At 37.9% G+C, this 19,261-nt stretch carries 19 protein-coding genes and 1 tRNA gene; 3 read left to right on the plus strand and 17 right to left on the minus strand.

Annotation, left to right across the window (positions count from 1 at the left end; all coding sequences use genetic code 11):
* The 15 genes from mobB to BUB91_RS18975 form a co-directional block, all read right to left on the minus strand.
* The coding region (gene mobB / locus BUB91_RS18905; RefSeq protein WP_254796115.1) for a MobB family relaxase at positions 1 to 596 on the minus strand (596 nt) is incomplete at its 3' end.
* Positions 597 to 607: 11 nt separating this feature from the next.
* Positions 608 to 988, minus strand: coding sequence for a BfmA/BtgA family mobilization protein (locus BUB91_RS18910; protein WP_034886781.1), 381 nt, complete (start codon positions 986 to 988; stop codon positions 608 to 610).
* A 443-nt stretch (positions 989 to 1,431) separates the two neighbouring features.
* Positions 1,432 to 1,629 carry a hypothetical protein gene (locus tag BUB91_RS18915; protein ID WP_031427449.1) on the minus strand — a complete coding sequence of 66 codons (198 nt, stop codon included), beginning with the start codon at positions 1,627 to 1,629 and terminating at the stop codon, positions 1,432 to 1,434.
* Between the two features lie 11 nt (positions 1,630 to 1,640).
* A complete protein-coding gene (locus BUB91_RS18920; protein WP_031427448.1) occupies positions 1,641 to 2,021 on the minus strand; it encodes a DUF6876 family protein in 381 nt (126 codons plus the stop codon).
* Between the two features lie 83 nt (positions 2,022 to 2,104).
* On the minus strand, positions 2,105 to 2,449 hold the full coding sequence (locus BUB91_RS18925; protein WP_031427447.1) for a single-stranded DNA-binding protein: 345 nt from the start codon (positions 2,447 to 2,449) through the stop codon (positions 2,105 to 2,107).
* Positions 2,450 to 2,523: 74 nt separating this feature from the next.
* Positions 2,524 to 2,868, minus strand: a complete 345-nt coding sequence (locus BUB91_RS18930) for a single-stranded DNA-binding protein (RefSeq protein ID WP_031427446.1) — start codon at positions 2,866 to 2,868, stop codon at positions 2,524 to 2,526.
* 10 nt (positions 2,869 to 2,878) lie between these two features.
* The gene (locus tag BUB91_RS21100) at positions 2,879 to 3,025 is read right to left on the minus strand and encodes a hypothetical protein (RefSeq protein WP_164917885.1); all 147 of its coding nucleotides are present in this window, start codon (positions 3,023 to 3,025) and stop codon (positions 2,879 to 2,881) included.
* A gap of 525 nt (positions 3,026 to 3,550) precedes the next feature.
* The gene (locus BUB91_RS21105; RefSeq protein ID WP_164076249.1) at positions 3,551 to 3,709 is read right to left on the minus strand and encodes a hypothetical protein; all 159 of its coding nucleotides are present in this window, start codon (positions 3,707 to 3,709) and stop codon (positions 3,551 to 3,553) included.
* A gap of 606 nt (positions 3,710 to 4,315) precedes the next feature.
* A complete protein-coding gene (locus BUB91_RS18945) occupies positions 4,316 to 5,107 on the minus strand; it encodes a UPF0489 family protein (protein ID WP_034886778.1) in 792 nt (263 codons plus the stop codon).
* Positions 5,100 to 7,379, minus strand: a complete 2,280-nt coding sequence (locus tag BUB91_RS18950) for a hypothetical protein (RefSeq protein ID WP_034886775.1) — start codon at positions 7,377 to 7,379, stop codon at positions 5,100 to 5,102. The genes BUB91_RS18945 and BUB91_RS18950 overlap by 8 nt, the downstream gene beginning before the upstream one ends.
* 10 nt (positions 7,380 to 7,389) lie before the next feature.
* Positions 7,390 to 8,493: a nucleotidyl transferase AbiEii/AbiGii toxin family protein gene (locus tag BUB91_RS18955; RefSeq protein WP_034886773.1), complete on the minus strand. Its 1,104-nt coding sequence runs from the start codon at positions 8,491 to 8,493 to the stop codon at positions 7,390 to 7,392.
* Positions 8,486 to 9,253: a DUF6577 family protein gene (locus BUB91_RS18960; RefSeq protein WP_031427440.1), complete on the minus strand. Its 768-nt coding sequence runs from the start codon at positions 9,251 to 9,253 to the stop codon at positions 8,486 to 8,488. Before BUB91_RS18960 ends, BUB91_RS18955 begins: the two co-directional genes overlap by 8 nt.
* Positions 9,254 to 9,449: 196 nt before the next feature.
* The gene (locus BUB91_RS18965; RefSeq protein ID WP_031427439.1) at positions 9,450 to 10,286 is read right to left on the minus strand and encodes a DUF932 domain-containing protein; all 837 of its coding nucleotides are present in this window, start codon (positions 10,284 to 10,286) and stop codon (positions 9,450 to 9,452) included.
* A gap of 262 nt (positions 10,287 to 10,548) precedes the next feature.
* Positions 10,549 to 12,336, minus strand: coding sequence for a ParB/RepB/Spo0J family partition protein (locus tag BUB91_RS18970; RefSeq protein WP_031427438.1), 1,788 nt, complete (start codon positions 12,334 to 12,336; stop codon positions 10,549 to 10,551).
* 382 nt (positions 12,337 to 12,718) lie between these two features.
* Positions 12,719 to 12,800, minus strand: a tRNA-Leu gene (locus BUB91_RS18975).
* 823 nt (positions 12,801 to 13,623) lie between these two features.
* On the opposite strand from BUB91_RS18975, the gene BUB91_RS18980 reads away from it, so the two are divergent.
* Complete coding sequence (locus BUB91_RS18980) at positions 13,624 to 15,021, plus strand: dipeptidase (protein WP_073100763.1); 1,398 nt, start codon at positions 13,624 to 13,626, stop codon at positions 15,019 to 15,021.
* Positions 15,022 to 15,295: 274 nt separating this feature from the next.
* Here the strand turns inward: BUB91_RS18980 and BUB91_RS18985 are convergent, their stop codons facing one another.
* Positions 15,296 to 16,072: a DUF1206 domain-containing protein gene (locus BUB91_RS18985; protein ID WP_241652683.1), complete on the minus strand. Its 777-nt coding sequence runs from the start codon at positions 16,070 to 16,072 to the stop codon at positions 15,296 to 15,298.
* A 105-nt stretch (positions 16,073 to 16,177) separates the two neighbouring features.
* Complete coding sequence (locus BUB91_RS18990; protein WP_073100764.1) at positions 16,178 to 16,759, minus strand: PhnA domain-containing protein; 582 nt, start codon at positions 16,757 to 16,759, stop codon at positions 16,178 to 16,180.
* Positions 16,760 to 17,036: 277 nt separating this feature from the next.
* Between BUB91_RS18990 and BUB91_RS18995 the strand changes: the two genes are divergently transcribed.
* Both BUB91_RS18995 and BUB91_RS19000 read left to right on the plus strand, forming a co-directional pair.
* Entirely contained in the window at positions 17,037 to 17,405 is a 369-nt protein-coding gene (locus tag BUB91_RS18995) for a BlaI/MecI/CopY family transcriptional regulator (protein ID WP_073100765.1), read from the plus strand.
* Positions 17,405 to 19,174: a M56 family metallopeptidase gene (locus tag BUB91_RS19000; protein ID WP_073100766.1), complete on the plus strand. Its 1,770-nt coding sequence runs from the start codon at positions 17,405 to 17,407 to the stop codon at positions 19,172 to 19,174. Before BUB91_RS18995 ends, BUB91_RS19000 begins: the two co-directional genes overlap by 1 nt.
* Positions 19,175 to 19,261 lie beyond the last annotated feature (87 nt).

Genomic DNA, 19,261 nt, shown 5'->3' on the forward strand with positions numbered 1-19,261 from the left:
TTTGGCATTCCTTGTACTATTCGTTTTCCGTTCTGTTGGTGCGGTGCTTCTCTTTCTAGTTTCCCGATTTCTTTTTCCAATTTTTTCACATTTCCTTCTGCTCGCCCCTCTTGCACATTTCGGACTTCAGTTTTTAATTGAAGTATTTTTGTGGCAAAAGGCTGGTTTTCCTGCACCTGTTTATCTGTTCCTTTAAAGGTTCTTTGGTGTTCAATTTTTGCGTAGTATTTTATATCATCGATATTGACCGGTCGCCCATTTATTTCACGGTTGAATGAAGCCACATAATCCTTCATAATCTCCCGGGTATATTTTTGCAAATCTTTACTATGGTTTTGCAACCGTTTTAGTTCGTATTTTGAAGGGCTTACGGTAATGGAATAAAACCGTGGCTCGTGCTTTTCGAGTTTTGCCGTATTGCCATCAATTTCCCTGACCACTTCCTCTGCTGAAATCTCGTCGCCATTTTGATTAAAAAAATGCTCCATATCCTGCTGTTCCAGTCCTTGGTTTTCCTTCTCCAGATAACCCACAAAATCAGCCGAACTTTTAGAATAATTGCCACCCATTTTTTGGGGTGTAATTGTTATATACATAGCTTAAAATTTTAGAGGTCGTTATTAAGATTTTGCTTTTCTCGAAAGCGTACTTCCTTTTTTTCTTCGGCATATTTCTTTTCCACTATCAAAGGTTTTTTGCTTGGCTGTTCTGTCTCAAATAGAGATTGAATCATTGCAACTGTAGGCTTGGTTTGGGTCTTTTCAACGTCCCTCATTATAGCGATTACGGCATTGATTCTTTTTAATAGTTTGGCTTCGATGGTTCGCCCTGTCGGACCTAATTTTTCTTTTGGCGATATCTCGTTGTAGAAGAAAAAATCAAGTATAGCTTCCATCGTTTCGGTATGCGTCTTGAAGTGCTTTTTTGAAAATTCTTGAAAACGTTTGGCGGTTTTCCTTTTGAACCTGATAGTGATGAATGAATCCATTTTCTTTCGCTTTTTTGTGTGTTTGACGTAAATCCATCCCTATTTACAAGCTGTTTGGGGGCATTTGACGCAAATCGAAGAAACTTATATAATCCATTAATTTTCAATTACTTGAAATTCAATGGTTTATGCGCTAAAAGGAATATGTAACGTGGCTCTGCCCGTTACCCTCTTGCTATTCCTTTTCGTCACGCCAAAGCGTGACAAAAATTTCATACAATCTGGCTAAAAAGCAAATTGCCCTTTTAGGAATTCGGAAATTCCAATATGTAAAATATAGATGGATACAGCTACCAGCGAAAGTTAAAAATGGGATAACTATATGAATTTATGTGTGCTGAATTTCAGCGAAATAAAGATACGCTTTTTTCTCGACTTGAAATTAATTGCATACAAAAACACCTCCAAAAATTTAGAGGTGCTTGACTATAAAGTTTAGAAAATTAGATGTTGAAAATAAACGTATAGGAATATAAATTTCGCAATGCTTCTTCCTCTATCATCGTTTCAAAACAGGTATAATTTTCTCTTACGTATTTGCGAATATCATCGCCAAATTTTCGTTCCACATCCTTTTTGGAATCTTCCAAAAGACGGTTTTGAGTTTCCTCGCTCAAGTCTGTAAAATTCAGATAAACCATAGCTTTAAAATTTAGTATTCGCTTGGTAACATCAGCGTATCATTTACAAAAAATAACCGCAGTTCATCGAGTGGAAAATCGGTTGCCCGATAACCGTGTTTTTCCAAAATATTATCATTGCCATCGCTGTAAATTATCTCGGCTTCATAACCCGAATAATCCTGTTTTTCTTCGGGCAATCTTTTGAAGTCTATGGTTATAAATTCGCTTCGGTTCATCAGACTTTTTGCAATCACGGAAGTGTCCGTAATGAGCCAAAAACAATCTGCCACATTAGCAAGATATTTTAGTCCGTCCGTAAAACGTGTTCTTAATAATGGGATTTGATAGAACATTTCCGTTCCGTGAAAATGTTGCAATCCTTCTTTGATTTCGTTAACTTGTGCTTTCATTGTTCATTTATTTTAAGTGAATAATTAAAAGAGGGCACGAACTAATTGAAAACTGGTATCTGTGCCCTCTTGGATTTTTATGGTTACTTACCATTTTTAGACCCGAGCAAAAGAATTTCTCTTGCTACAACTTCGGTATAGTATCGTTTTTCGCCTTCCTTGGTTTCATAAGAGCGTTGCGCCAATTTGCCCGCAATGGCAATTTGTTTTCCTACTACTGCATATTTCTCAATGATTGAAGCAAGTTTTCCCCAAGCCACAATACTATGCCAATGGGTTTCCGATTGCTTCTGCCCTTTTGAGTCTTCGTAATTTTCATTTGTAGCCATTGAGAACTGCGCCACAATTTTTCCATTTTCAAGATTTGTAACCTGTGGGTCTTGCCCAATGTTTCCAATTAACTGAACGTGATTTTTAATAGTTTTCATAATAAAAGTTTTAAAGATTATTAATAAAAAAAGGGCGCAACGTTTGAGAGGTACGCCCTCTAAAATTTCAATGATTACTTATCATTTTTGCTTCCAAGCAAAAGGATTTCATTTGCTTCGATTTCGGTAACATATCGCTTGATACCCTCTTTATCCTCGTAGCTTCGGGATTTCAGTTTTCCCGTAACACCTACTTCCTTGCCTTTATCAACATATTTTTTAATAATTTCGGCAGTCTTGCCCCAAGCTACAACGGTATGCCAATTAGTTTCGGTTTGCTTTTCGCCTTTGGCATCCTTGTAATACTCGTTTGTTGCGATTGAAAAACGGGCTACTTTTTTTCCGCTTTCAAGGTTCGTGATTGTTGGCTCTTGTCCAACGTTTCCGATTAACTGTACGTGATTTTTTAAAGTACTCATAATAAAATATTTAAAGATTAATTAAAATGCTATCTGAACCATTCAGACAGTTTGCGTTTATATTTTTTTGAAGTGATTTACTTATTATATCTTGAGCGTTTTCCTTTTTTGTTTTTTTTGGTGTCGCTTCCCTTTGTATGTTTTTGTAAGATTTCATAAGTTTTATTTTAGATTTACTTCCCATAGCGCCCTCGCTGTTACCTTTTTTTGTTGCTGATACAGTTTCAAGATTTTGAAATGATAAGGACTTATAAAAAGTGAAGCGCAGCGTAACGGTTTATGCAGTCTGTTCAAGTTCAAAATGTTGGTATTTTGCTGGCAAAAAAAGGTTAGGGCAGCGAGGGTGCGGAAGTATTTCTAAAGACTTTGTGAAGTACAATAACATAGGAAGTGGCACCAAATGATTAAATGGAATTCCGATTTGGCGGACTCCGTTCACGATTTTGGATTGGGAATGAAGCGTTCCGCTCCAGCGCAGCGGATCGGGTTAGCGGAATGGAAAGTAGAAATTGGGGATGGTGTCCAAGACCTATTTAGAGAAGCTCTTTTCCCGCAATGTAGCTTTTCGCGAAATGCAGGGGAATGTGCTGAACGGGTTATGAAATTCGTATTCAATAAAAGGTTAATATTACTTTGGTGAGTAGTTATCTCATTCTACAAAAGGTTCTTTCTGATTTTCAGATTAAACATTACTTAATACTTGGTAGTAAAGGGGATGCTTTTCTCTGTAGTAAGCTAAATGACTCTCCGCACTTTCAATAGTGTAATTTTCACTACTCAATTGATAATGTTCTTCTGCTTCTTGCAATGAAATGTCGGATTTTACAGTTGTATTTTTCATAATGTTAAAATTTTTGGTTAAACAATATTTGAGCAGAAACCAAACGGAAGCTAAAATCTTGGCTCAAAAGGAAACGGAATAAATAAGCGAGGGAAGAAGAGATGGCTTTATGCCGTAGTCTTTTGATGAAAGTATTTTACGAGTTTACCTTGCGTGTATATTGTATGATAATTAACTTCCTTTTTTAAACGGACTTGATTCACGATTTTGGCAAGGGAATGTAGTGTTACTTTCCAGCATAGCGGAAGGGTTAACGGAATGGAAAGTCGAAATTGGGGATTGTGTCCAAGACCTGTCCAGAGAAGCTCTTTTCCCGGAATGTAGCTTTTCGCGAAATGCAGGGGACTGGGCTGAACGAATTATGAAAACTGTATATCCTTTTGAAGTAGAACGTCAAGCGGACTTAACTTGAAAGGTGTAGGTTGAAATGGAGTTTGACCACTTCCCGATTTTCTTGGGAATGAGTGGGCAAGTGGAAAGGAAATCGGAAGCTTTATAGTTGTGTCCAAGACTTGTTTTAATGAAGCGCTTTGCCTGAAATATAGCTTTTCGCGGAATGTAGGGGAATGGGCTGAATGGCCGTATTATTATCGATTCAATTCATCATCAATATTTAGGTTTCCATTTCCAATTACATTTAGGTGCAAACAATTCTGGACTGAAATAGATTTTGCTAATTAAATCAAGAAACTTATTACTTCTTAAAAGTCCACCGCAATGTTCTGGTTCTGTTGCGATAGTAAATCCTTTTAAACGTTCAAAAATCCAATGAATTAATGGATTGTCCTTATCTAACATTGTACGTATTTCTTGTTCCTGTAGATAGGTAAATTCAAAAGAACCATCACTTAAGCCATTCTTTATCGAAAAGAAGTCCAAGTCTATATCAAAAAATACAGATGTTTCTGATGAATTCAATAAATCATCCTGTAATGTGTCAAAAGTTTTGAATTTTTTGATAGTATGTTTGTTGCCGTACTTATCTATCAATTCTTCATCTTTCCAAGCATCTGGAAAGGAAGCTTGCCTGCAATGCACATAGATATCCCCAATCAAATTGAGATAGGCAGCACATAGAATATGACCGTCATTATTTCCAGCCAGTTTTGCCCAAGAGAATAAAGACACTTCTGCATCACTCGTTAAATCTAATTTATCTAACCATTCTTTTTCTGTTTCACAAGGGTAGCATAAATCCTGATGCCAGTCTAGCGAAACCAAACAAGGTGGATTAGCACTTTCATTCTTACGCATCCATTTGTTCCAATAGAAAAATGCGTATCGATGTTCTTGAAATACTGCAAGTTCTATTGCTTCAGTTTCATTTGTTGGATGCGATAATATTTGTCGTGAAACACCTGGTGGTTCTATGTGATATGGGTTTCTGAATTCAATCATTTTCAATGGTCTTGAAAGGAACAATATCGCTTAAATCATTTTTGATGCCTTGTTCACGTAGTGGCGAAGTGATATTCAACTGAACGACATCTCTATTTTGTCTCCAAATAATCTCTGCGATGAATGCAATTGTTAATTGTACAGATTCCGCTGGATTTTGATTTTCATTTGTGTTCCAGCGTTGTCTCAACTCACTATTCTCATCAAGATTCAAGTCGATTACAGAGGCATATACGTTTCTGTCTGGTATAATTGGTTCAAGACGCAGTTCTTTAATCTCATCAGCTTTGAGGTCTGGATGATTAATTCTCGGAAGGTCAGTCTTTGGCAGAACGAATAGTACATTTGAAAAAACTGGCGAAGTCAACCTAATCATATCCTCAAAGAAATCAGGTATTTCGACTAAACCATTGTCGAAAAAACCAAACCCTACAATTAGATGTTTCTCTTTATCGTACTTTAATCTTTTAAACGCATCTTCAAAGTTTTCTCTGTCTATTAAGTATCTACGTGTTCTCGCTCCGAGGAAAGAGTTTGGAATATATCGATTGATTTGGTCATAAATGATTTGTTGTGCAAATATCGAATCATAATTTAGATGTGGTATGTCTCCTTCTGTAAAACCTTCTTTTCGGAAAAGTATGGAACCTCCATTTAGACCGAATCGCATCACAGGTTCATCATTTGCAAAATCATCTTTATTTATTATGAGGCGGTACTGATTAAATGCATCATCTATCATCGTTGCACTGCTGGCCAAAAATTGACTGATTTTATTATCAGATAATGGTGCATTTGTTCTATTCTGTTGAATTTGCTCTTCAATTCTAATTCGTAATTCAGGCTCAAAACCTTCTATATCCTCCAAAATAGCATCTGACAAATTATAGCCCAGTAAATCCAATAAGTCTTTATTCTCTAATATTTTGTTTAAACAAAACTTGAAATAGTCCAAAGCATCTTTCCATTTAAGTAATTCAAGTACTTTATTTGGCAATCTTGGTTGTTCGGTAAATTGATGAAACGTATAATAGGGTTGCAAGAAAAATTGTCTTATAAAAAGCAAACATACATATTGACAAATCCAAAAGGTTATTTGTCGTGAGAGGCCTAAATTATCAATGTCTGGAAATGGGTATTTAAAATCTGTAGGCGTAACTCTGTTTACATACCCTTCTTTAAAATAGGCAAACCAGTAGAATATGTCATACATAGAGTTAGGCAATAGGTAATAATCTGGCGGCTGACTTTGTGTGAAATTTAGAATTCGTTTTAGTCCATTATTGTTTTGACGATACAATAACAAGCCACCCAATGCATAGTGAAACTCTAAAAATCTTATCTGTTCACTTTCTCTTATTTCAATTTCCTCCTTGTTCTCATAATCTCTAATATCGATGTTGTATTTGCCAGTTTTCCTCCCTAATTGAAATCTATAATATTGGTGTGCAGTGCTCCAATGCTCCTTTATAAACTTTGCATTGTCGGAAATCTGATAGATATTGCCCCACATACTATCATACGTTTTTTCTGATATTGGAATCTCCTGAAAATCCTGTCCCAACAACCACCAATTTGATACTGCGGGAGATGTCAATCTATCCAATTCAGAAACTTCTTTCCGAAGCAATTTTTTAATTAGCTTACGGGTTACATCATAAAAATAAAATGGATATTCTAAAGCTTCGCTTGAATTATGATTATGACGAATTTTAATAAACTCTTCAGTATAAAACTTACTCAATTCCTCTTGTAAATGGATATCCTCCTTTTCTACAGCGAAATAGGCTATCTCGTTAAGTGAATTGATAAGGTTTTCTTTATATCTACTTTCTTTTGAAATTGATTGATATTTCGCAATCAGATATTTCAATAGGCGAGCTGGTTTTCCGTTGTATAAAGCTATTTTGTCAAGCCAGATTATAAAGGATATTACAAGAAAAAAGGTAAGAGTTAATGTCAATAATTTTGCAGAATTTTGCATCCATATTGAGTTTTTCCAAAATAATGGTTCGGCACCTGCAATCAAAAAGGCAAATGATGCGATAGTGAAGAACAACAGCCATTCGAAAGTGGTAACTTTCCTGCTCCGAAATGGCAAAATGCGACCATATGCCCTTTGTGGAAATTCTTGTTCAAAAACTTCGGAAAGATAATTTGAGTCATACCTATTTCCAATATTCGATATTTTATCAATTATTATAGGATAAGCGATACCAATAATGGCAATATCAATCCCAATGCATATTTCTATTATATATTTTAGATTCATTTCTTCATATTTATAGTAATTCCACCGCCTTAAACCAATAATAAAAAATGCTTTTATCTGGCTGTCTTTTCAGTTTATTTAAAAATGCCCAATCTGCTTTTTCAATGTTAAGTTTACTTATGTCTTGTCCTTTGTAATATTCAATTTCTGTTATCTCATCTTGCAACAATATAGCATTCAAATAAGCTAACCTGGCCGAAGCTGCAAGGGCTTCCTCTATTCTGAAATTTCCCGTCATCAAAAACGCACTTCCAAAACTGCGTATGCCACGGTTTAATTCGTCAAACTTCTTTTTTGTTTCCTTGGTTGGGTTACGTTCCCTTTTGGCGATGATGGCACAGGTGTCTATGGCATCCCAAAGCACATCTGTTTCTTTGAGGTTTCTGCCGCTGAAATCTTTATCCGAACTGCGATATGATAGTTCCGCTTTCGCAAAAGCTGAAAAGCTTTTTTTAACCATTGCCATAGCCGTAATGTTTTCAAATAGCTTTCCTAAATCGAACAATTGCTTACAGATTTCCATTGCAAATAACTGGTCGCCCTTATAATATGGAATACCGATGGTCTCTGGCGCAAAAGCAGTAAGCTTGTCGCCACAGATGGAATTTACCGAAGGTGTGGTAATTGATATTATAGGCTCATTAACCGATAGCCAAGGAATTTCAATGGAAGATTCTATGAGCTCTGGATAATGTGGGCTGTCAAAAAGAATATCCAACAGAATGGTTACTGGAACGTTCGGGTTGTAATCTGAATCAAATTCAAAAGTATAATGTGCCTTTGGAACGCCTTCTTTATAACTTCGACGTTCATTCAAAGTGTGGCTTTTAAAATGTGAGTTGGCAACAACCGCATCAAGGATTTTTTCCAATGGGTCACGCTCTACACTCGAAATAATATCGATATCTATTGAAAACCGATTGCCTTCTTCAAGTAAAAGCACCAGTGAAGTGCCCCCTTTAAAGACAAAATCAAGTCCTTCTATTTTTAGATGTTCCAACAATGAAAATGCGTGAACCATTTTTTCCAAAATGGTCACATTAATGCCTTTATGTTCTTTTTTTGACCGAAAAATACCCAGCCACTCTTTTGTGAAGCTTTTGTTTTCAATCATTGATTATGTCCTCTAAAATATTCGGTATGTGGTTATTCATAAATTGCTTGATTTCCTGTTCTTTCTTTCGTCTTTTCGCATAGCTAAAGAGCTTTGTGAAATTAATACTGTATCGCTCAAGTATCTTTTCATAAATATTTATGAGTTCAGAGCCTTGGTAAAAATGGTACAGGTTTTCATCGGCAAACAAGTCCACCATTATTTTTTCAAGTGTGGCGACTGGAACTAAATTTTTTTTGTCTTTCAATTTACTTATCGGTGCTCTGGTGACGAGACGTTTTATGACCACGGGGACAGCACTCTCGGAAATGTAGAATTCAATTTCCTTGTCATCGGGATTCAAGAAAAAATCCATTTTCAACGAATCGTTGAGATAATAGTATAGTGATTCTGTAAATTCTTTTTCCACTTCTACTACAATCATTTGATTGGATACTTGATGCAGAGTAAATTCATTTAGCCATTGGTTTTCCCATATAGCATATTGGATTTCCTCAAACCGTTCATTGGTCTTACTTGCTATTTTTAGAACACTATCAGACAGTACTGGTCTATACTTGGGTTTATGGGATATAACATACAATCCACGACCAATAGTTTTGATGATGTCTTTTTTCTTCAGGTCGTAAATGCGCCAACTAAATGTACTTTCCTTCAAATCCGGTTCAAGGTCCAAATAAAACTGAAATAGCTGGTCCCTATCAAAGGAACTTTGCTCTTTAAACGCTTCTATAAGCTTGTTTTCTATAATTTTTGGCATAATACAATATCAAAACTTTGCCAAAAATACAAAAAAGTGGCGAATATTTGAAAACTAATTATCGCCACTATGTCAATAAAGTGGTAAATATTTGAAATGGTTATTTCTAATAGAAATTATTGGGATTTGCCAAAAGAACATCATATTGAAATGAAAAAAAATCCAGTTTAAGGTACTGGATGAACCTTTATTGATGTTATGCCATCGCATAAACTTCATCGAACAGTTTCTTGTCCAATCGTTCCTGTTGACCGAAACTTTTCTTTAAGACATTATGAAGTACTGAATTGAACGCATTGTAACCTAACCACAGATTTGGTTCTTCATTGAGCAACAAGGCTTCATAGTTCAAGATTTCTATGACCTCACGAGATTTTTTCGACGGGTCGCTGTTCTTGTCGCTACACTCGTATCGGAACAGTTTCGTTCTGTCAAGAATCGCCTTCACAAATTCCTGTGTATCGATGATTTTAAATTCTTTCATCTTGTCGAATTTCTTGGTAATGGTATAGAATTCATTGTCCAGAAATTTATCGAATAGATTGTTCAGCCTCGGCATAATCAAGTGCGTATTGTTCTTATTGTGCTTTATGGAAAACTCGATTTCAGCCTGTGACACGTGCAGACCATTTGAGCATACTTCTCTATAAAAACCGAAGTGTCCAGAGGTCTTTTCACTTCCGTCATACGAATTCTTGAACCGAAGCATCGGCAATATCAAGTCCTTATGGTTCTTGACTGTAAACTGGCTTTTGTCGTCGATAATAAAGTCAGTAATGAACGACCTATCATTTTTGTTGATGGTGCGTTTGTGGAAGTTCAGTTGTGCATCAGTCAGCATTTCTTCAGCTTTCTTGAAGAACAGTTGATTTGGAATGTGACCGTAGCTGTTCGATACGACGTTAACGATTTTGCCATTTGAGATAATGGCATTTTCAAGCCCTCTTCGGGATTCCATCTGTGTCAGACTTTTTAAGGATTTCATTTCTGATGACACGAAAATTTCATCCTGTTGCAAATTTTGTAAATACATAGCTTTTGAATTTAGATTAAACAATATTTGAGCAGTACCCAAACGGAAGCTAAAATCACAGCTCAAAAGGAAACGGAATAAATAAGCGTAGGATGTTGCGTTGGCTTTATGCCGTAGTCTTTTGATGGGTGTATTTTACGAGTTTACCTTTGCTCTGATATTGATTGATACCCCCTTCCTTATGAACCCATCTTTCAAAACATTATCATAAAAAAGAAAAAGGGGCCAGCACGAATGCCGACCCTTCTTCAAACAACAAAAGCTAATCGTTGAGTTCCTCAATTTGCTTTTCAAGAACTGTGATGCGCTCTTTCAAACGTGCTTCACGCTTGTCCCTCTTTTCGGTATATTCTTTTTCAATGTCGGCAATCTTGGATTTATAATATCCTTGCATTGCTTTGTAGAATGAAATGTTGGTCAGATTATTGACGTGATTGCTTTCGCTAAAATGCACTTGCTTTGTGAGCATATAGCGTATTAACTTGTGAAAGATTTCCTTTTTGAACTTCTTCTTGAAATTCTCAACCATTTCAACTTTTGTCATCTTTGAAGTGTCGCACAAGAACTTTGAGAAATACTTTTGCTGGCTCATATAGTCCACATTATTTTCAAAGAGCGATATCGAGAATGCGACCATTTCGTCTGTTGAAAGTGTCTTCTTCGTATCAATGTATTTTGTTTCTCGAATCATCTGGACAACTTCTTCAAACTGCTTGTTGTTCTCTATTTGCTTCTTGCGGATTTCCCTTTCGTTGATTTTAATGATTTGCTCTTCAGGCGTGCAGTCCGCCATTTTTCTATTCGCCAATGGTGCCGAGTATTCCATAGAATCGTTCTTAGATTTTTCGACAATCTTTACAAAGATTTCCTTGTGCTGGAATGAATCGGGATGGAATACGATGCCGTTTTTAAATCCATTTTCTTTTGCTGAATTGAATTTTTCCAATTCTTCTGTATAATTCTGTAACGCCTCGCTCAACTCTGCTTTGATTTCATCTTCGGAATAATCATAGTGTTGATATTCTTTCTGAATCGCCTCTAGGGTAGGTTCAATAGGATTTTCTATGATTTCAACATCGTCCAGTAGATAGACTTTCAATCCGTTCTTTTCCAATTGTGATATTATGAGCTGATTACTTTCGTCATCTGCCCAATATTGTCGTATTTCAGGGATTAAAAGGATATTCTCTTTCTTGGACTTTTCAATCAGGTTCAAGAACGATTTGCTTTTCTTCGTTTCAAAACAAGCTGCTTTCGTACAGACCATTTTACCATCGCCGAACAGATTGCCTTGATTGGCTGCATTGAACGGACATTCTACACAAGACCCAGCTTTCGAAACCAATTTTTTATCAGCTACATCAAAAGACGCTTTTTCCAAATCATAGGTCTGGTCTTTAATCATCCTGTTTATCTGATGTGCGTTAAAATCTTCGCCCATTGTTTCCAACATCATTTGTTGTTCTTCCGGTTCAAAGAGCGCTACACCGACACCCAATGATATGGTCATTTCGCCATTGCGTACAAATTGCTTGAAACCGTCAATCAATCCAGCTAATTTTAGACGCTGTCTGATGAAGTTATCTGTCCTACCCAATCGCTTTGCAATTTCGGTAGGCTCATATTTCTCACTTAGGTAAGCAATCGCCTCAGCTTCTTCGGTCGGTTCGACATCCTGTCTTTGCAGGTTTTCGATAATCTGAACTTCAAGCACATCATTGTTCTCATAAGCACTAACGATACAGGGCATCGTTTTCTTTCCTGCCAATTTACTGGCACGATATCGACGTTCGCCCATCACGATGATGAAATGGCCATTTTGTTGTCTTACCGTGATTGGCTGTAACACACCGTGCTTTTCGATACTCTCAGAAAGCTGCTTTAATGCATTCTCGTTAAAAGTCTTTCTTGGCTGTTCCGGGTCAGGCTTGATTTTGCCCAATTGTAAGTTCTGAATTTGAAGAATGGATGATTTCTTTCCGTTTACTTCTTTCTTGACAGTAGATTTCGCTCTACTGCGCTGCTTTGTGGTACTCGCTTTTGTTGTCATAATACTCAAATTTTTGATTAAACAATATTTGAGCAGAAACCAAACGGAAGATAAAATCTTGGCTCAAAAGGAAACGGAATAAATAAGCGTTGGAAAGAGCATTGGCTTTATGCCGTAGTCTTTTGATGGAAGTATTTTACGAGTTTAAATTGCGGTTATATTGTATGATAATAAACTCCCCCTTACGAAGTAATAAGGTTGCTATTTAGCAGAATTTATTATTTTACCAGAAAATTAATAGGGTTTAATAACAAATAGAAATATTTGACATCAATACAAATGTTGCCCTGAAATTAGCAAAATGTTGTACCTATGTTGTACCTGACATTTTTTTCGACATTTTTTTAAATGGAAAAAGCCGAAGATTTCTCTTCGGCTTTTGTACGGGCGGGGAGACTCGAACTCCCACACCTCGCGGCATCAGATCCTAAGTCTGACGTGTCTACCAATTCCACCACGCCCGCATTTTAATATTTTAACACTTTATATTTCGCTATGTCCTAAGTCTAGCGTGTCTACCAATTCCACCACGCCTGCATACTACTTTTAACATACTTAGGACTTCAGTTAAAAGCTTGCATTCATATCTCTAAAAATGCGAGTGCAAATATAGAAAAGATTTTCAATATGAAACTGCTTTTTAAAAATATTTTTTTTAATCTCAGCAATCACATCTTAAACCTTTTTTCGCCAACTGCCTGGACAGCTGTAAACACGTTGTTTTCCAATTAAATATGCTTGGCAGGGATTTGTTTTCATCTTTAGGTTCTTTTTCTTCAGTATAGCGAGAAGTTCCCGTTAAAAATTTTCGAAGCCTTGGAGAAAATTTAGGGGCTTTTTGCGGTTTTGCCGGATAAGGCAAAAATACCTAAGAAAAAGTATCCTTTCTTTTGGCTTGGCCTGCCCTGAGCTACGCCGAAGGGCTTCTTTAGACAAGCAAATCGACGTTAGGAGATCCACGAGATCCAAAAACCAATAAGCAACAGCGAGCTAAAGAAAAGTAAGAACTCTTCTAGAGAATCTATACTTATCCTATTCCAAAAAAGGTTTGTTTAGACAGTGCTAATCCATACCAGTCGGTTAAAATTACCAAGTCCGATAAAAACAATACTTTGAAACAGAAATGTATTCATCAGAGTATGAAATTTTTATTTAGGACAGGATTAGAATCTCAACTACTATTCTAATCTTAACCCGATTTTCAGCCTCAATTTCAGCCATTCCATCCTCTTAAAAGTACAAATCTAAAAGGCAATCCGTATTTTTACCCAAACTCAAGTTTTACTTATGAAAGACATTAAAAAATACATAGACACCCACCAAAAACGCTTTCTCGACGAGCTCCTGGAATTATTAAAAATTCCATCTATAAGTGCAGATAAAGCTTATAAAAAAGAAGTATTCGCTACAGCAGATGCTGTAGCAGAACGCCTTAAAGAAGCCGGTTGTGCAAAAGTTGAAACCTGTGAAACTCCGGGTTATCCTATTGTGTATGGCGAACTGGTAAAAGATAAAAACCTGCCCACCATTTTGATCTACGGACATTATGATGTGCAACCCCCAGATCCTTTGGACCTATGGGATAGTGAACCCTTCAATCCGGTAATCAAAAAGACAGAGCTGCATCCCGAAGGTGCCATTTTTGCCCGAGGTGCTTGTGATGATAAAGGTCAGATGTATATGCACGTCAAAGCGCTGGAGTATATGACTCAAAATGAGGATCTGCCGTGCAATGTGAAGTTTATGATTGAAGGTGAAGAAGAAGTAGGTAGTGAAAACCTGGGCTGGTTTATCTCCCGCAATCAGGAAAAACTGGCTAACGATGTGATCCTGATTTCAGACACCGGGATGATCGCAAAAGAGGTACCCAGCATTACTACCGGTCTGCGCGGACTCAGCTACGTAGAGGTTGAAGTTACCGGACCCAACCGGGATTTACACAGCGGACTTTACGGCGGTGCGGTGGCTAATCCTATCAATGTACTGACCAAAATGATTGCTTCGTTACACGACGAAAACAACCACATCACCATTCCCGGTTTTTACGATAAGGTCGAAGAATTGAGCACCGAAGAACGTGCAAAAATGGCCGAGGCGCCGTTTTCATTAGAAAACTACCAAAAAGCTTTAGACATCGATTCGGTGTATGGAGAGAATGGTTATGCTACAAATGAGCGCAACAGCATCAGACCGACTCTTGATGTAAACGGGATTTGGGGAGGTTACATTGGCGAAGGTGCAAAGACCGTAATTGCCAGTAAAGCCTATGCAAAAATAAGCATGAGACTGGTACCCGATCAGGATTGGAAAGAGATTACAGAGCTGTTCAAAACGCATTTTGAAAACATCGCCCCAAAAGGCGTTAAAGTCAAAGTCACTCCGCATCACGGCGGTCAGGCTTATGTGACGCCCATAGATAGTATGGGGTACAAAGCTGCTGAACAAGCCTATGAAAAAACCTTTGGTAAAACACCGATTCCACAGCGCAGCGGCGGCAGTATTCCTATCGTTTCTCTTTTTGAGCGTGAATTAAAGAGCAAAACCATATTGATGGGATTTGGGCTCGACAGTGATGCCATTCACTCGCCTAACGAGCATTTTGGCATTTGGAATTTCCTAAAAGGGATTGAGACCATTCCGCATTTTTACCATGAGTTTACAAAACTAAAAACAGCAAAAGATTAATTTTAAAGAGTTGGGCGTGACCCCGCTAAAGGCGGGGTCGGGTCTGCCCGGCAAAGGCAGGCAGGCTTTACGCTGTATCTTTTTTTCGGCTTAAAAAACCTCAAAAAAAAGGATGCCGCTGCAATCCCTCACGAGGGTGCACTACTCAGTTGGCAGTAGCAGTTTTCAGTAAACAAAAGCCTTGATTGAGCAACTATAAAAAAGTGAAAACGACTTTCAGTTAGTATGGTAATGTCAGTTCGAGCGCAGTCGAGAACCTAATAAACTTTCTTTTCTACAACCGGATCTGCGCATATTTCGCCTGAATAAACATAAAAACCGCGTAGGCTACTAAACCAAGTGCTACAATTCCCATTACACTAGCTCCAAAAGTATCTTGTAGAAAATCAAAAGCAGCTGCCTTTCCTCCGGCTTCTCCTCCCGTCCCTAATGCAACCTTAAAGAATAAAAAGGCAACAATCCCAGAGACAATTCCACGAGCCGTAAAACCAATTTTTCCGGCACGGATTAAAGCTTTGCGCTCCTTTTGTCCCAGATTACTTTCTTTCACGTCTTCTCTAAATTTCCCGGAATAAGCCTTATAAACCTGAAAGACCGCTTTACCCGCTAGACATAAAGCCACAAAAACTACTAAATAAGGACCATAAGGCTTAGATAGTACTGTTGAAATCATCGAATTACCACCAGAACCGGAACCACTACCTACAACCATTTTTGCGGCAGTAAAACCTAATACTCCGTAGAATACACCACTTACCAGGTATCCCGCTCGCTTCACAAAACCTTTAGTTTCGCTCCACGAATCTCCAGATCCAAAAAGTGCTTCGTAAATTCTGTAAAAAGTATAACTGAATAGACCTAACGCCAATATTCCTAAAAGGAAGTTACCAAAAGCTTGCTGTGCTAAAAATTCTAAAACAGAATCACTTCCACTCTTAGAACCGCCTAAATTAAATGCAGCCATAGCTGTTAAGGTACCTATAATGGCATAAACCACCCCTTTGGCAACCATCCCCGCGCGGGCCAGTTTTTCTTTTTTATTAGTGATCATACGTTTCAGATAGTTAGTATGCATAAGATAGCTGATGCCGCCGTTGCAACTTCCCAAACTGATGTTAGAATAAACCTAATAAATCGCTAAAACGAGTAAGACCTGTCAGAGCTTCTTCACATAATCGGTAACCAGCACAATCTGTTGCCCGTCTACTTTACCTTCTATATACTTCTCGTTCTCATGATCCAGTGAAATGCGGCGTACCGCAGTCCCCTGTTTCGCAACCATACTACTACCCTTTACTTTAAGGTCTTTAAGCAACACTACCGAATCTCCTGCTTCTAAAATCACCCCATTGCTATCGCGATGAACCAGCCCCTTGCTAGAGGTATCTTCTGCGATACCGGCTTTTGCCCACTCGCGTACGTCCTCTTCCATATACATCATATCAAGCAGGTCTTGCGGCCAACCTTCTGCTTTCAATTGGTGTAGCATACGGTAGGCCACGACCTGTACCGCCGGTACCGTACTCCACATACTGTCATTAAGGCAACGCCAGTGATTGGCAGCAACCTGCTCGGGATCTTGCAACTGCGTACGGCAAGTTCCGCAAGCAAAAATAGAGGTGTCTGCTGTTGTGCTTTCTGGAGAATCGGGCACTGCATATAGATCTAAGTCGGTCGTGCTATTGCATAATTCGCATACATTTCCACTACGATCTCTTAAGTCTTGTTCTAGGCTCATGGCTATTTGTTTAATGCGCAAAGATAGTTTTATTAACAGTTTTTTAGGTTTTTAAAACAATTGAATGTTCCTTTCGAATACGTTTAAGTAAAGACAGCTTGCATTAAGACTTGTAGCGGAAAGCCTGCCTTTGCCGGCAGGCAGGACCGGTATTTATCGGCCGCTTTAGAAAGCTAAGAGACAAACACCTTCATAATCAACAAAATATAACACTCTACACTTGTAGAATTAAAATTTATTTCTACATTTGTAGAACACATTCTAAAAACACAGAATAATGAGCCTTTCTAATGCGGAAGAACAATTGATGCAAATCCTGTGGAAGCAGGAAAAAGCCTTTATGAAAAATCTTATTGAGGCCTATCCTGAACCTAAACCAGCTACAACAACTATCGCTACGTTGCTGAAGCGTATGCAGGACAAGAATTTTGTAGACTATGTACAATATGGTCGCTCTCGAGAATATTTTCCGCTGGTGCGTAAAAAAGAGTACTTCTCCAAACAGGTGAACGGAATGATCAAAAATTTCTTTAACGACTCCGCGGCACAATTTGCCTCCTTTTTCACCAAGGAGACCGACTTATCCCCGCAAGAACTGGAAGATCTTAAAAAACTGATTGATGAACGTCTAAAATCTCAGAAGTAATGGAAGCCTACCTCATCAAATCCATTTTGTGTTTACTGGTACTCTGGGGATTTTACAAAATCGCCTTAGAGCAAACTGCTGCCCACCGGTTTAAGCGATTCTATTTACTGGGAAGTTTGATTCTGGCTCTAGTATTGCCAGCATTAACCTTTAGCTATACGGTAGAAGTTGAACCAAATCCACAACAGCAGGTAGTAACAGCACAACCTACCGAAGATTTTGTTTTTAAAGAAACTCCTGTTCAGGCAGTTGAAGAGCCTATAAACTGGTCACCTATTATTATAGGTGCGATTTACGCAGCGGGCATCCTGCTTTTTGGCTTTAGATTTATACGAAATTTATACCGCATCCGCGAAAAAGTGAAACACAACGAGCAGATAAAAACCAGATCTCACACGAACGTGCTTCTGCCTGAAAAAGTAGTCCCCCACTCCTTTTTAAACTATATTTTTCTGCCCAAAACCGATTATAAAAACAATGCGATTGCTCCGGAAATACTGACACATGAACAGGCACACGTGACTCAAAAACACAGTTGGGACATTCTGTTTATTGAAGTTTTACACGTGGTGTTTTGGTTCAATCCGGTGTTTATTTTATTCAAGAAAAGTATCGCGCTCAATCACGAGTTTCTCGCAGACCGTGCTGCGCTTGCAGATCAAAACGATATAACAAATTATACCAATCTTTTATTCACCTATTCGGGTGGTGCTCATCACACCGCACTAAGCAGCCCGATCAATTATTCATTAACTAAAAAACGAATTCTGATGTTATCAAAAACCCGTTCGGTCAAAAAACTGGCCACCCGTCTCGCACTCTTGGTGCCCGTCCTTGCCTTATGCATTTACTTCTTTAATGAGGAGATTGTGGCGAAGCCTATAGCAATTGAGAAACAAGATCTTATAAAACCAGATTCAATTGCCAACATACGAAGTCAGGATTCTACTAAAACAGATTCTCTCAAGCTAAAAATTGATGTTCCTAACTTTCTTGATAAGCCTAATATAATTATGGTAAATGGAAAATCTGTTTCCATTAAACATTTTGTCACGTACCTTGATTCGTTGACTTCAAACTGGAATATTAAGAACCTAATGAGCTATAAGTTTATTACCATGCATCCTACCGAAGCTCCTTATGGGAACCAAGAGTTCTTAGACAAGGTAAATGAAGAATTTCGAAAGACCAGCATTTATAAAAAGGATCTTCACGGCGAACTTAATTTTAAATTAAAACAACCTAATCCAAGGATAATAATAAAAGTTGAAGATGAATCTATATGGGTGTCTGGTAATTCAACTTCTGCAGGAGACTTTGCTAAAACTATTAATGAATTTACTGCAAACTGGAGCAAAAGTGATATGATGAATTGCCACATTATAGTATCTGCAGAAAACACCACTAAAGAATTTCAAGACAAACTCAATGAAGCTTTTGAGACCACAGCACTTTATAAAGCCAACCCTAAAGGTTTGATGCCACCTCCTCCGCCTCCAGCTCCAGCACCACCAAAAGCAAGTTCAATTCCTCCACCACCCCCTCCTGCTCCAGTACCAATTTCAGAAACGGTGCAGGGGACACCACCGCCTCCTCCTCCACCGCCGGCTCTTGAGGAAATGGTACGTCTGGCTAAGGACAACATTTACTTCAATGACGAAAAAATCTCTGAAGCTAAAGCTAAGTCATTGATGAAGCAAAAAGATAAGTATGATATTTTGCTAAACAGCAGTAACGGCAAATACGTGCTGATCATCAAAGACAAATAATATACTGCGCGCTTGCTAAATCAGGCGGCAGCTTACAACTATTAAAAACTTATCAGCCTTTCTGATAAGTTTTTTTCGTTTACAATA

Origin of the sequence: Leeuwenhoekiella marinoflava DSM 3653 (genome assembly GCF_900129005.1) — a bacterium.
In the GTDB taxonomy this organism is placed as follows: Bacteria; Bacteroidota; Bacteroidia; order Flavobacteriales; family Flavobacteriaceae; genus Leeuwenhoekiella; species Leeuwenhoekiella marinoflava.